At 38.9% G+C, this 14068-nt stretch carries 15 protein-coding genes; 4 read left to right on the top strand and 11 right to left on the bottom strand.

The features are described 5' to 3' along the window. Nucleotides 1–16: 16 nt before the first annotated feature. The 7 genes from M472_RS24620 to spt all read right to left on the bottom strand — a co-directional run bounded on the left by M472_RS24620 (nucleotide 17) and on the right by spt (nucleotide 6180). Nucleotides 17–1123, bottom strand: a complete 1107-nt coding sequence (locus M472_RS24620) for an efflux RND transporter periplasmic adaptor subunit (protein ID WP_021068473.1) — start codon at nucleotides 1121–1123, stop codon at nucleotides 17–19. A 113-nt stretch (nucleotides 1124–1236) separates the two neighbouring features. After that, nucleotides 1237–1602 (bottom strand): hypothetical protein, encoded by a 366-nt coding sequence (locus tag M472_RS24625; RefSeq protein WP_021068474.1) that lies wholly within the window; start codon nucleotides 1600–1602, stop codon nucleotides 1237–1239. Nucleotides 1603–1727: 125 nt separating this feature from the next. Further along, on the bottom strand, nucleotides 1728–2114 hold the full coding sequence (locus tag M472_RS24630; RefSeq protein ID WP_021068475.1) for a GtrA family protein: 387 nt from the start codon (nucleotides 2112–2114) through the stop codon (nucleotides 1728–1730). Then, nucleotides 2104–2811 (bottom strand): CDP-alcohol phosphatidyltransferase family protein, encoded by a 708-nt coding sequence (locus M472_RS24635; RefSeq protein WP_021068476.1) that lies wholly within the window; start codon nucleotides 2809–2811, stop codon nucleotides 2104–2106. Before M472_RS24635 ends, M472_RS24630 begins: the two co-directional genes overlap by 11 nt. A gap of 10 nt (nucleotides 2812–2821) precedes the next feature. Then, nucleotides 2822–3820: an NAD-dependent epimerase/dehydratase family protein gene (locus M472_RS24640; RefSeq protein ID WP_021068477.1), complete on the bottom strand. Its 999-nt coding sequence runs from the start codon at nucleotides 3818–3820 to the stop codon at nucleotides 2822–2824. After that, on the bottom strand, nucleotides 3817–4938 hold the full coding sequence (locus M472_RS24645; RefSeq protein ID WP_021068478.1) for a hypothetical protein: 1122 nt from the start codon (nucleotides 4936–4938) through the stop codon (nucleotides 3817–3819). Before M472_RS24645 ends, M472_RS24640 begins: the two co-directional genes overlap by 4 nt. A 27-nt stretch (nucleotides 4939–4965) precedes the next feature. Beyond that, nucleotides 4966–6180, bottom strand: a complete 1215-nt coding sequence (gene spt, locus M472_RS24650) for a serine palmitoyltransferase (RefSeq protein ID WP_021068479.1) — start codon at nucleotides 6178–6180, stop codon at nucleotides 4966–4968. Between the two features lie 330 nt (nucleotides 6181–6510). On the opposite strand from spt, the gene smpB reads away from it, so the two are divergent. Beyond that, on the top strand, nucleotides 6511–6966 hold the full coding sequence (gene smpB / locus M472_RS24655) for an SsrA-binding protein SmpB (protein WP_021068480.1): 456 nt from the start codon (nucleotides 6511–6513) through the stop codon (nucleotides 6964–6966). Nucleotides 6967–6975: 9 nt separating this feature from the next. Here the strand turns inward: smpB and M472_RS24660 are convergent, their stop codons facing one another. After that, a complete protein-coding gene (locus M472_RS24660; protein ID WP_021068481.1) occupies nucleotides 6976–7878 on the bottom strand; it encodes an AraC family transcriptional regulator in 903 nt (300 codons plus the stop codon). 173 nt (nucleotides 7879–8051) lie between these two features. Between M472_RS24660 and M472_RS24665 the strand changes: the two genes are divergently transcribed. Both M472_RS24665 and M472_RS24670 read left to right on the top strand, forming a co-directional pair. Beyond that, a complete protein-coding gene (locus tag M472_RS24665; protein WP_031301270.1) occupies nucleotides 8052–9554 on the top strand; it encodes an aldehyde dehydrogenase family protein in 1503 nt (500 codons plus the stop codon). An 80-nt stretch (nucleotides 9555–9634) separates the two neighbouring features. Beyond that, entirely contained in the window at nucleotides 9635–10009 is a 375-nt protein-coding gene (locus M472_RS24670; protein WP_021068483.1) for a DUF779 domain-containing protein, read from the top strand. A gap of 27 nt (nucleotides 10010–10036) precedes the next feature. Here the strand turns inward: M472_RS24670 and M472_RS24675 are convergent, their stop codons facing one another. Genes M472_RS24675 through M472_RS24685 form a run of 3 tightly spaced genes read right to left on the bottom strand, consistent with a single transcriptional unit; the run spans nucleotide 10037 to nucleotide 12952 of the window. Further along, on the bottom strand, nucleotides 10037–10444 hold the full coding sequence (locus M472_RS24675) for an acyl-CoA thioesterase (RefSeq protein ID WP_021068484.1): 408 nt from the start codon (nucleotides 10442–10444) through the stop codon (nucleotides 10037–10039). 34 nt (nucleotides 10445–10478) lie between these two features. Continuing rightward, entirely contained in the window at nucleotides 10479–12281 is a 1803-nt protein-coding gene (locus M472_RS24680) for a MutS-related protein (RefSeq protein WP_021068485.1), read from the bottom strand. Nucleotides 12282–12295: 14 nt separating this feature from the next. After that, a complete protein-coding gene (locus M472_RS24685; protein ID WP_021068486.1) occupies nucleotides 12296–12952 on the bottom strand; it encodes a protein-L-isoaspartate(D-aspartate) O-methyltransferase in 657 nt (218 codons plus the stop codon). 256 nt (nucleotides 12953–13208) lie between these two features. Between M472_RS24685 and blaOXA the strand changes: the two genes are divergently transcribed. After that, complete coding sequence (gene blaOXA, locus M472_RS24690; protein WP_021068487.1) at nucleotides 13209–14024, top strand: class D beta-lactamase; 816 nt, start codon at nucleotides 13209–13211, stop codon at nucleotides 14022–14024. The last annotated feature ends 44 nt before the right edge of the window (nucleotides 14025–14068 follow it).

A 14068-nucleotide genomic window follows, 5' to 3' on the forward strand; every position in this document is an offset into this window, starting at 1 on the left:
CTAAATCGCCTCCGTTCTAATTATTAATCGGTTTCGGTTGTATGCTCATACCATCTCGCAAAGACTGTACGCCTTCAAAAACGACCTTTGTGTCCGCATGTAACCCGTCTTCTACCACATAATAATGTCCAACGCGCTGGCCATTCTTAAATGGCATCATCTTAACTTTATTACCCTCTACCGCATAAACGTAGGCTTTGTCCTGGATCTCAAATACGGACTTTTGGTGTACGAATGTAAGATTTCCAGTCTGCGTGGGTACTCCAATACGTCCTGAAGCACCGTGCTTTAGTAATCCCTTGGGGTTATCGAACTTGGCGCGCAAAGAAATGGATCCTGTACTAGCCTCAAACTCACTTTCAACGATCTCGGCTATCCCTGTATAAGGATACACCTCGCCATTGGCTAATATCAAGCGTACTTCTTGCTGAAATTTATTCCTGTTAAATGAAGAATCAGATGCAATAGCAAGATATTCAGATTCAGAAATATTATAATAAACGTTTACTCTTTCTAAATCAGAAATGGAAGTGATCAATGCACCTTCGCTCAACAACGAACCTTCCTTGAGCAAAATCCGGTCAATACGACCATCAAAAGGCGCTCTAATCTGGGTATGGCTTAGCTTGGTTCTTGCTTGATTCAATATCGCATCAGCTTCCTGCACCTTTGAAATAGCGGCTTTAAGCTGTACTTTGAGCAAATCCTGCTCAGTGGTACTGATGATTCCTTTTTGTACTAGCTTTGCTGTCCTTTCCAACTCTAACTCCACTTTCTTCACCTCCGCTTTTGCTGTATTTAACCCCGCTTCTGCACGCGCAAAATCGGCCTTATACTCTTCATCATTAAGACTAAACAAAACCTGCCCCCTTCTGACGAAAGCCCCCTCATCAACATAAATTCTATTTAAAAATCCCGACAGTCTAGAGCGCAACTCTACGTTCCTTTGGGATTGAATATCGGCAATATACTCTTTGTAGATAATGGTATCCATCTGTAGGAGACCAGTCACAGGCACAACCTTGGCTTGTTCCTCGGATTTATTTTCACTGCTGCTAGCAGTACAGGACGCGGCAAATAACAGGCACCCAAATATTGGGTACATGAGTTTATTTTTCTTCATAGCTAAATATGAGTGAATTAAATATTAAAAAATCGATAAAAATAGAGCGACCTACGAGAACTAAAACTAGCCTCATAAGCATTTATTAAGCAAATAAGATGGGGTTGTAAAAATTAGAAAGGTCTGAACCTATACAGAAATGTATAGTATCCTGGCAAACATAGGGTTTTAGAAACGTAGGCTGGATGATCAATCTCTTTGGAGAAGAGAAAAAGCTTTCGAACTAGCCAACAAAAGAAAAGAATAACAGGCAGTACGCCCAATATTAACATAAGAATCCTGTAATCATCAAAAAAGATATTAGGAAGATTCTCATGTTGTTCTGGATGTGTGACATCTAAAATCTCCTCTAACACAACCTCTAAGAGCGTTTCGCTAGAAGAAACAGGTTTAAAGTCTACTATATTACAATACTTCACCTCATAACAAAGTACATTGAGATAGCCAAAAAGCGCTAGAAAATGTAGTATTCGCAACATATGCTGCAAATATAAAGAAGCAAAACGCAGGAAAACGCAGAGCATTGTAAAAAAAATGTTATCTAGACAGTCCAAGACGGTAGTTAGACTTTTCTCTGACAAATACAACCTACTACATTAGCTCACTATTGCTTGAATACCCAGAATTTTTGTAATGTAAAATTGAATCCTAAAGAAACTATTATTTCTACGATTCCTTTGGACAATAAAAAATGGCAATGCCATACGTCTACGAGGAAGTGTATACCCGTAGATTTCAGAACGATACTGCCCATCACCACAATAGCAAACTTCCACAGTTGACTTGCTAAAGGGACTGCTGTATTGTTAAACGACCAATATCTATTAATCGTAAAGTTGACTACTGCTCCCAAACTTCCGCTGACCACATTGGAGAGTGGAGCGGATATCATTAAAACTTTATAACAAAAAGAATAAATTCCAAAATCAAACAGACCTCCTACAAAGGCGGACAATTGTGCTTTTAAAAACTCTTTAAGTTTAAATGTCATTTTCTTGGGTTTGTTCAGCTTGCTGTTTGGCCAACTTCTCTTCTTTATCTTTTGCATCTCCAACAGCTAGTAGCTTCATGGTATCACCTATATTAATAAAAAACAGAATGATACAAATTCCAAAGACACTATAATCGATTGTACCTTTGAACAGAACTTCAACAAGCAGTACCAAACAAACAACAACCCTTATTTCTGTAGGGCCTAATAATCCAGCGTCAATTGTATACTTGTCAGTAATTCTGTAACGCAATTGAGATATAATCATTGCCCAGCCATAGAGCGCTACCAATGCAAAGCCCAAGTATTTAAAATCTCCGACCGTATACAACATGTAGCCTAGTCCTATGAACACTGTACTGACCCAATCCATCACTATATCGAGAGCGAAACCGTACCATTTACGTGATTTATTACGATAATAGGCTATTCTTCCGTCAAGAGAGTCACCAAACCACTGGATAAAAAAACCAGGAATTGCTAACAGCAAAAGATCTTTATCTACATATTCAGCCAACAGGAAACTTACAAGAATTATTATGGATCCCAAAAAGCCTATCGCTGTCAATCCATCCGATGTAATCCGTTCCGGTATACGTGGAACCAAATAGCTAATGAACCGCTGTTCTGGGTCGCTCAGTATGTTTGTACGTTTTCTATCCTGAAACAATTTTTTGTTTATTTCCTGTTTACTCATATCTCTCTTATTACAGCCAATTATTCGTTTTATACCACAATAGCGTTTCCTTCAATCCTGAAGATAAGTTAAATTTAGGTTCAAAAGCTAATTCTCTTTGTGCCTTTTCAATATTACATCCCCAGTTTTCAGCGGTAAGCTCGGCCAATCGCTCAGGATATAAAACTGGAGTTTTTTCAGATCGTGCATAAAGTGATTGCGAAATTTTAGCGACAAAAGCCACTAGAGCATAAGGAATATGCAGACGAAAAGACTTTTTATTAAACGTATTTCTAAAAACATCAGCCATAGCATATCGCGAATAGACCTGACCATCTGTAATATTATAGAACTGTAGACCTTGTTGTGATTGCGTGCATGCATCAAGAATAACATCAACAAGATCCTTGACATAAACAAAGCTCAACTTTTGAGGTTTGTTTCCAATATAAGGATCAAATCCCTTACTTAAGGTATCAAAGAGAATAAATAAGTCCTTCTCGCGCGGTCCATATACTGCTGTAGGCCTCAGTACGGAAATAGGACTATCCGAAAAGTTAGTCTTAATCATCTCTTCGGAAGTTCTCTTACTACGGCCGTATACAGTCAGGGGATTGTAAGGTGTGTTTTCTGTAATTAAAAATGGGCTTTCAAAATCAATTGGACCTACGGCAGCTAAGCTACTAACGTATACAATTCTTTCTAAAATATCCTTTATTGCGGAAGAAGCCTTTAAAATGTTTTCGGTATATCCGACGTTAACTTTCAACATATCGCTTTCGCTCTTTGCTTTAGTCATCGCTGCGGCATGTATGATATAACTGTACTGTTCTTGCTGAAATAAGGAGATTAGCTCGTCAGAATCATCCATATTCGGAAACACGAATTTATCAACAGCATGCTGAATAGTATCAATCTTACTGGTTTTTCTTACAGCAGCGTGGACCTCATACCCTCTTCGTCTTGCCTCTTCTACCAGATGAGACCCCACAAAACCACTAGCACCTGTTATAAATACTTTTTTCCTCATATCGCCTTCTCGTATAAACGATAGCGTTTGTATAGTTCACCATTAATTTGCTCAATGGCGTGATTCATTAAGTAGTTTGTTTCCAACATCCAGGAACACTCCGCACCACGTATACCAGCAGGTTTAGCATTTCTGATAATCCGACCGTATAAACAAGCTTCAATTCCTAGTTTCCGATAACCTTCCAAAACCCCCAGCATCAGAACACGTAGGGATTTAATATTCTTTTTCCCAAATAACAATTTAAAAATACCCGTTGGCAATAAGCGTCCACGTTTTATATTGATTTGGATTTCATTAACATTGGGAATTCCTACTGCAAAACCGATTATTTCTTCTCCTTTTTCTGCTATAATACAGAAACGGGGATCAACAATCATTTTTAAGTCTTTGGCGATATAATCAAACTCTTCATCAGTCATAGGGACAAATCCGAGATTCTTATCCCATGCCTTGTTATATACTTCCCGAATCTTAGCCGCTTCGCTTTTAAAGTCTTTTAAGTTAATTGTCCTTAGCTTTATTCCCGATCTACCTAAACGCTCCTCTAGTCTATCCATAAGTTGAACAGCACGCGTACTGGCGGTTTCCGTTCTCACGTTATAAGCTAAGAGATCCACTTTTTTATCAAAGCCGTAATTGCTTATTAAATCGAGATAATAAGGGCTGTTATAAGGCATCATCGCCATTGGAGGCATATCAAAACCATCTACAAGCAGTCCACATGTCTCATTTGTAGAGAGATTGATCGGCCCTACAATATTATTCCCTCCTTTTTCTCTTATCCAACCTAATGCTGCGTCAAACAATCCGTTGGCCACTTCCTGATTATCAATAGAATCAAAGTACCCAAACTGTCCTTCATTCAAATTGTTAATAGAATTGTGGCGATTATTCCATATTGCAGCTATTCTTCCAACAACTTTATTCTCTTTATAAGCTAAAAAGAGCTGTGCTGTCGAGTGCTTATAAAAAGGGTGCTTTTTAGGATTTAACAAATCACTTTGTGCAATAAATAACTCGGGAACGTAGTTAGCATTCCCCAAATACAAATCATGCGGAAAGTCTATGAATTCCGCACGTTGTTTTTTTGTCTCTACAGGTATGATTGTTATCATGGCCTTCCTAAAATAGATAGTATGTCTCTATATAACTTTTTTGTATCGCTCTACCTCCAATGTCTTAAAGACCTTGGACATTTTGTCGATAGCCTCATCGATTTGATCGAAAGTATGGGTTGCCATCAGCGAGAAACGAATCAAAGACTCCTCTGCTGGAACTGCTGGTGCCACCACTGGATTAACAAATACCCCATTATCTTGAAGCATTTTAGTAACAATATAAGTTTTATCGTTATTGCGAACAAAGATTGGAAGGATAGGACTTTCAGTGTCTCCTAAATCAAAACCGTTTTCAATCAATAGTTTTTTCGCATAATGTGTATTCGCCCACAATTTCTCTATATGCTCCGGTTCTGTTTGGATGATCTCCAAAGCTTTTAATGTAGATGCAACTGAAGCTGGAGTCATACTCGCGCTGAACATTAATGACCGTGCTCTATGTTTTAAATATTCAATCGTATCTTTATCGGCAGCGACAAAACCACCAAGAGATGCCAAAGACTTACTAAATGTTCCCATGATAAGGTCAACCTGATCCGTCAATCCAAAATGACTTCCCGTACCAGCTCCTTTTTCACCTATCACACCTAAGCTATGCGCATCGTCACACAGAATTGCAGCATCGAACTCTTCTGCTACTTTAACCATTTCGGGCAATTTGACAATATCACCTTCCATGCTGAAAATTCCATCCGTAGCAATCAACTTCAAGCTGTCTTCAGGAAGTCTCGCCAGCTTAGCACGAAGATCCTCCATATCATTGTGCGCATATTTGATTACCTTCGAAAAAGAAAGTCTACTTCCATCAATAATAGATGCGTGATTTCTTTCATCCAATAGGATATAGTCATTTCTTCCAGTAAGACACGACAGAGGCCCTAAATTCGACTGAAAACCTGTACTGAATAATACAGCAGCATCTTTACCAACGTAATCAGCTAATTTTTCTTCAAGCTCTACATGGATATCCAACGTACCATTTAAAAATCTGGATCCAGCACAACCTGTCCCATATTTCGCCAAAGCATCCTGAGAAGCTTCAATAATACGCGAATCAGTGGTTAATCCTAAATAAGAGTTTGATCCAAACATCAATACACGTTTTCCGTCAATAATGACTTCCGTATCCTGTTTTGATTGGATAGGCCTAAAATAAGCGTACAAATCGTTGGCTTTAATTGGCTCTAGTTCCTTTTTTAGAAAACTTGATGTTCTTTCACTTAACTTTCCCTTGCTCATGCTATAGGTATTTCTAATTTTACGCCTTTATATTTTAACTTTCTGACCAAACCGAAACAAACGTCAAAAATATGAAATCTATATTAAGGTAAACAATTTTTATCAACAAATGACGTTAATCTAACATTGCCTTAGTACGTACTTCTCATAATTCCACGCAATCTCTAATCTAGCTGCAAAACGTGCAAACTTACAAAACTTTGCAGTATAAACCACAACCAAAAAGCATATAAATATCATAAAGTTAAATTATTGTTAATAAACAAACAATAGGTTTTGGCAATATCAATCCTCAAATTTACTACATTTGCACATTACACAGTTATAGTTATGGCATTATCGTCTCAAATAAACATAAAAAACAAAAAAGCTTCCTTTGAATATCATCTGATCGACAGGTACGTAGCAGGAATACAACTGCTCGGCACAGAGATCAAATCTATCCGAGAAGGGAAGGCAAATATCAATGACAGTTTTTGTTCTTTTTTTGAGGATGGGCTCTACATTCGTAACATGCATATTGCTGAATACTCCTTTGGATCATTTTACAACCACGAATCCAAACGAGACAGAAAGCTCCTATTAACCAAAAAAGAGCTAAAGAAACTCAAAGATAAAGGGGAAGAGAAAGGCTTCACCATAGTCCCGCTACGCATCTTTATTAGCGAAAGGGGCTTTGCTAAGGTTGAAATAGCATTAGCTCAGGGTAAGAAAGACTTTGACAAAAGGGAGACTATCAAAGAACGTGAAACAAAACGTGAACTGGATCGCGTTATGAAATATTAACGACTGCGATTAACCGAGCATGAATGCACCTGGTGTAATTCCTTCTCGGTTCTTAAAAATCCGAACGAAATAATTCACATCATTAAATCCCGCACCAAAACAAGCTTCTTTCACACTTCTCGTCGACAATAGCAACTCTTTGGCTTTAGCAAGACGTTGTCTGATAATATACTCCATTGGACTCACTCCCAGCTCCTGTTTAAACATTCTTGTTATACTTGATTTGCTCATATTGGCCGATTTCTCGAGCATATCGAGCGTCAGTTTCTCAGTGATATGCCTACGTACAAACTCTTTCAGATGAGTTAGCGCAGTATTAGTCACTTTCCCAAACTCCAATGCTAACAAAGACTGAGCCTGTAACAGTCGAATCATCAACTCTTTAAATGTCAAATCAGCCAATGCATTCTTGAGCGGATTTGAGCTCATCATAATCTGGAATAGCTTATTCAGTAGATCTGCAAGCTCAGGTGTATTATAAAGGTAATAATGGTCATCTTCCAATTTCCAAGTACCTGACAGACTCACTTTAGGGTAAAAATCATTTAAATAATCCATCACCTTACTGATTCGTTCTCTGCTTACTGTAAGGGCTGTACATTGCGTAGGATTCCCAAACGTGGCCTCTGGAAAATCAATATTCATTCCCACAGAAGCCGGCAATACAATCATCTCGCCTGGAAGATATTCAAAAGAATGTATATTATTTATATGCATCACTTTTTTGCCTTGTATCATATTGATCATTACGACATCATCAAAACGCAACGGAACGTTTTCAGAAGGCTTATACGTTTCATAAACGTGAAGCTCTAAATTGTCTAATGTAAACGCGCGTCGATTCTCCACGAGAGTGGACAGTTCCCGTCCTGTTGCAAAAGGCAATAACCGTACCTGATTATTATTTATCATACCATAAAACTTTACAATTGGCAGTCAACCAAATATAACAAAAAAACACAACAAATCCCCGTAACCTAACGTTGACTATATAATGCTATCCTTTGACTAGATAGTGCTACATTTCTGAAAAATGGTTGGCTAAATTTGATAAACAAGAATTCAAACAAATAAATACGATTAATATGAGTACTATTAAAAGACCAACGTTCAAAGAGCGTTACGACAACTACATAGGCGGAAAATTTGTTGCGCCAGTCCAGGGCAAATATTTTGATAACATATCTCCTGTTGATGGAAAAGTATTCACTCAAGTAGCACATTCTACTAAAGAAGATCTTGATCTCGCAGTCAATGCAGCAGCAAAAGCATTCGAAACGTGGGGCAAAACCTCTGCTACAGAGCGAAGCATCATCCTTAACAAAATTGCTGATCGTATAGAAGAAAACCTGGAATACATAGCAGCAGTTGAAACCATAGACAATGGAAAAGCAGTACGCGAGACTCTTAACGCTGATATCCCCCTAGCGATTGATCATTTCAGGTATTTTGCAGGTGTAATACGGGCTGAAGAAGGCTCTCTAACAGAACTGGACGCTAACACCGTATCATTGATTGTGCACGAACCGATTGGTGTCGTCGCACAGATTATTCCCTGGAACTTCCCTATCCTAATGGCTGTATGGAAACTTGCTCCTGCACTCGCCGCAGGAAACACTGTGGTATTAAAACCAGCAGAGAGTACACCTACCTCCATCCTAGTTCTCATGGAATTAATCGGTGACCTTATCCCTGCCGGCGTTGTCAATATAGTAAATGGTTTTGGATCTGAACTGGGCAGAGCATTAGTAACTAATCCTAAAGTTGCCAAGGCGGCTTTCACTGGTTCTACTGCCACAGGACGCCTAGTCATGCAATATGCAACAGAAAACATTATCCCTGTAACACTAGAACTTGGCGGAAAATCCCCCAATATCTTTTTCAGCTCGGTGATGGACGAGGATGACGCCTTCTTAGACAAGGCTATAGAGGGTGCAGTACTATTTGCATTAAACCAAGGAGAAATATGTACATGTCCATCACGATTGTTAATACAAGAAGATATCTACGAGCGCTTTATCGCCAAAGTCATTGACCGTGTAAACCAAATAAAGGTAGGTGACCCGCTAGATCCATCAACAATGATGGGAGCGCAAGCTTCAAAAATCCAAAAGGACAAGATTATGTCTTACATCCAATTGGGTAAAGAAGAAGGTGCTGAGGTGCTGACTGGTGGTGATCAAAACAATGTCGGCGTTGGGTTTGAAGAAGGCTACTATATCAAGCCTACTTTATTCAAGGGACACAATAAAATGCGGATTTTCCAAGAGGAGATTTTCGGCCCTGTGCTTGCGGTAACAACTTTTAAAGACGAAAAAGAAGCTATAGAAATTGCTAACGACACCATTTATGGCTTAGGTGCAGGAGTATGGACCCGAGATGCTCATCAGCTCTATCAGGTACCTCGCGCCATTCAGGCAGGTCGGGTATGGGTCAACCAATATCATGCTTATCCTGCAGGCGCGCCTTTTGGCGGATACAAACAATCTGGTATCGGTCGAGAAAACCATAAGATGATGCTTGGACATTACAGACAGACCAAAAACATGTTGATCTCTTATAACAAGGAAAAACTAGGATTTTTCTAACAGCAACAAAAAACACAGCTCCTCTTGTCTTTATTAAACAAGGGGGCTGTGTTTACTATATCTTCACAACAAAAATAAAAATGAGCAATAGACTAGACACCACAGAAGCCGCTAAAGTCCTTATTAAGGAATTGGCAGAAAAACATGGAGATCTTATGTTCTACCAAGCTGGCGGTTGCTGCGAAGGCACGCAACCTCAATGTTTCGAAAAAGGCACCTTCTTTCCACGTACCAATGATGCCATGATAGGCCTTGTAGAAGGTTTTGAATTTTGGGTAGACAGAGATCTGTTTGAATATTGGCAACACGCTCACTTTACATTAGATGTCCTAGATGGCTTTGGCCCTGGCGGTTTCTCTTTGGAAAGTCCTTTAGGAAAAACCTTCAAAGTTCACTATAGACTCTTTGATGAGCAAGAGCTCAAGCAATTAGCCCCCGTAATACGGAACCAATAACAAGTAAGGCTATAATAACATTATACTCTATTCGACTGTGACATTTAGTCCTTCCAGCACGGGTATTGGATTTTTATTATCATCTAATGCCACAAATGTAAACATTCCTTGGATTGCTAGTTCCCGTCCCTCTTCGTACATATGCTCAAGATAGATTTCAACTTTTATTTTTAAACTGGTGCGACCCACACTGTCAACCCTAGCAATCGCTTCGATAATACTACCCGATGGGATAGCTTTTTTAAAATCTATGCGGTCTGTGGAAACCGTGACCAGGCGCTTACGACAAAAACGTGTCGCCGCCATAAAAGAGACTTCATCCATAATAGCCATGGCCTTTCCACCGAACAAGGTATCATGGTGATTGGTTAAAAAAGGAAATACAGTCGTACATACACGTGTCTCCGAAATTTCAATCTTTTCTTCTAACGTCATTTTTGGAATAAATTTTCACAAAGGTAGTATTTTATCAATTACCTACTTCCACCCCTATGCCTTTTAATAACAATGACGCATTAAATACGGTACATTTTCCGTCTTTTAACTTATAATCAAAGAGCATCTCTCCTTGCTCCACTTGAATATCGAAATGATAGTTTTTCAATATGCCAGGATAATCGTCTTGCAAGGATGCCAATTGTAGATCATGGGTAGCTACCATACCTCTTCCTCCCATCGCTATCAACTTCTTAATTATAGCTCTAGATCCCAAATACTTGTCTACAGAATTAGTACCCCTCAACATCTCATCAATCAAAACAAAAGTATCCGTTTCTGCCGCTACTAGATCTAAAATAAACTTCATCCTATCCAACTCGGCTTTAAAAGTAGAAGTACTCTCATTTAAATCGTCTTTGATCCGCATATAAGATACCATCCTATATATAGGCAGTTCGAATCGGTCCGCACAGACAACAGCTCCCGCGTAAGCGAGTACTGCGTTGATTCCCAAAGTCCGCAAAAAAGTACTCTTGCCAGCCATATTAGATCCGGTAATCAGTGCTATTCTATGATCTTCCGAACTATAATCATTTGCAACGGCCTTATCGATCGGAATTAATGGATGATTCAACTTATTTGCTACTATAGAGTCCTTATTGACATCATCCAGTATAACCGGAACCGTCCATTGAGGATGATTTCGTTGTAAAACAGCCAAACTTATCAATGCTTCAAAGTCGGCCATGATATTAAACGTATTTAATATGTTGCCTTCATAGCTTTTCTTCCAGCGTACAATAGCCATCACTTGCTTGAAATCCCACAAAAAGACGATATTCAACAAAGAACCGATCAAAATATTATTGCGAGCATCCAGTTTGTCTACTAAAGTTCCCAAACGTCGAAATGCAACAGAAAGATTCTCTTGCTGTTCCGTCTTTAGGTTCTGTTGCAGATTTTGATTCATCTTACTAGAAAAATGTTCTTCCTCAATCATCTTGACCGCATCGGAGTACGCGATCAAGGTCGCCCCAATCTTATCTATACGGGACGAAAAGTGACTCACCTTACCTGCTAAAGCAAGCGTCCATCCGAGATGTATCAGTCCCAGCAAGAGTAGGATATTCCAAATCGGGAACACAAGAAGAGAAAATAAAACACCAGCAACAAATAAGTAAGGAGCAATCGGCACATAAGTTCGTAGTAAAACAGAACCAAAATCAAGTCCTCCATCCTGGAGATATCTGGATAAAAAAACGCGAATATTGGTTGTTTGTCCCAAATTGAAAAGCAATTTAGTCTGCAGTTGTTGTATCCACTCTCCCTTATCCCGCAACTCAGTACTGCCCTGCTGACGCAACAATATTTCTTCTTTGCTCGTTGGCTTGACAAACCACGACACCAAACGTTCAACGCCATCGGGAGTAGCGGCTCTATTAACTTTTGCAAAAAGAGACTTCGCTCCAAAAATATCCAAATCAGAGACATAGGGATGCTTGCCTTCGTCATGCGCCTCTCCTTCGTTATATATATTGGACTTCCCTTCTCCTAAAGCGACCTCATTTTTATTGATCCGTAAAAAGGCCTGCGCATCAGCTTTTGCTTTTTCTAACCTACTCTGCCGCAATACCAAATAGGCAAAAGACAAAACAATCATTAGAACGACAACCAATAATAACCAGATGTTATTCCATTGAAATATTTTGAAAAGTGCAGCTCCACCGACCAAAATAACGGCCAACCGTAAAAGACTATTTTTATTTATTTTTTTCTCTAGGGAAGAGAGCTCTATCTCAGCTCGCTGTATATTGTCTTGATAAAGTTCTCTCATATGATTAATTAGGTTTACCAGGCTTTATCACCTACTAATGGTACAAATCTAAAAGTATCTAATTCTATTCGTTCAAAATCATTTTCTCCTACACGTAGGATAGTTACCATCTTCTGACTTTTCTCATCTCCGACGGGTATCACCAAAAGACCTCCCAGCTTCAATTGTTGTAGCATAATTTCTGGCACAAAGGGAGCTCCAGCTGTAACAATAATCTTATCATAAGGTGCATGCTGTACAATTCCTTTCGAGCCATCGCCTAAAAAGAAATGGGGTTTATATCCCATATAGGGAAGAACTTGAATCGTTCTATTATACAAACTCTCTTGTCGCTCGATAGTAAACACCTCTGCTCCCAACTCTAATAAAATACAAGTTTGATACCCAGATCCTGTTCCAATCTCTAAGATTTTATCTCCTCTTTTGACATGCAATAATTCAGATTGATAAGCAACTGTATAGGGCTGGGATATCGTCTGCCCGTCTCCTATTGGAAAGGCGATATCTTTATACGCCTGATTCCAGAATGTTTCATCAAAGAAATAATGTCTCGGCACCTTTCCCATGGCCTCAAGCACTCTTCTATCCTGAATACCTCTGCCTTCAAGGTGCTTTACAAGCTTGTTCCTTGCACCTTTTTCCCTATAATTATCTACAAACTTATATGCCATTATTCCTCAAAAATACCCTAATTAACGGATATTTTAAGGAATAAATACAAAATGTTTGAAGTCAGCATCTTCCCAAATAAAACATTCTTCTTTATCAAACAACGACCAACTGTTGAACACCAAACTCCATATTGCTAGGCATTCCATCCCTCCTAGCCGATCTGACAACTATAGGGCTTGCGCACAGATTACTTCAATAATAAAACATAAATATTTTGATTTTTAGTATCTTTCTCACTTCAAAAGCAAATAGTCAATGTACAAACTTTTTTTTCTTTCTATACTATCCTTCTGTCTTGCATGCGGAACTGCATCTAGAAACAGTAATCAAAACGACAAGTATAAAAATGATTTCACCTCTATTTTAAACAACTATGATTTAAAAGGGAGCATACTCATCTATGATCCACAGGAACAGGAGTATTATTCTAACGATTTCGAATGGGCCGATCGAGGTTTCCTACCCGCATCGACTTTTAAAATCCCGAATAGCATCATCGCTCTAGAGTCTTCGGTTCTAAGAAGTGATACTTCTATCCTCAAATGGGATGGCCAAAAAAGAGATTTTGAAAATTGGGAGAAGGACCTCACTTTACGAGAGGCTTTCCAAACATCCTGTGTCCCCTGTTTTCAAGAAATCGCACGTAAGATTGGTGTTGCAAATATGAAAACCTACCTAAACAAGCTTCATTACAATGGCATGGATGTTCGGACAGAGAATATGGATTCTTTTTGGCTCAAAGGAAACTCACAAATATCCTGTTTCGAGCAAATCGATTTTTTAGAACGTTTTATATCCAAAAAACTCCCCATACTCAACACAACCCGAGAGACCATGTTAAGGGTATTTCTTATAGAAGAAGGCAAAAACTACAAGCTGTCAGGTAAAACAGGCTGGTCTTATAACGAAATCGACAATAACGGTTGGTTTGTAGGCTTTCTAGAAAAAGACGAAAAAAAATATTATTTTGCTTTAAACGCTACACCTAAAGATCCTAAGAGAATGGAAAAATTCGCTGAGGGTCGCAAACAAGCCGTATATGATGCGCTCAAAACAATGAAACTAATGTAAATCACAACAAATAACTGAAACTCAAAATCGATTCGCTAACAGCG

Source organism: Sphingobacterium paucimobilis HER1398 (assembly GCF_000416985.1).
Taxonomy (GTDB): domain Bacteria; phylum Bacteroidota; class Bacteroidia; order Sphingobacteriales; family Sphingobacteriaceae; genus Sphingobacterium; species Sphingobacterium paucimobilis.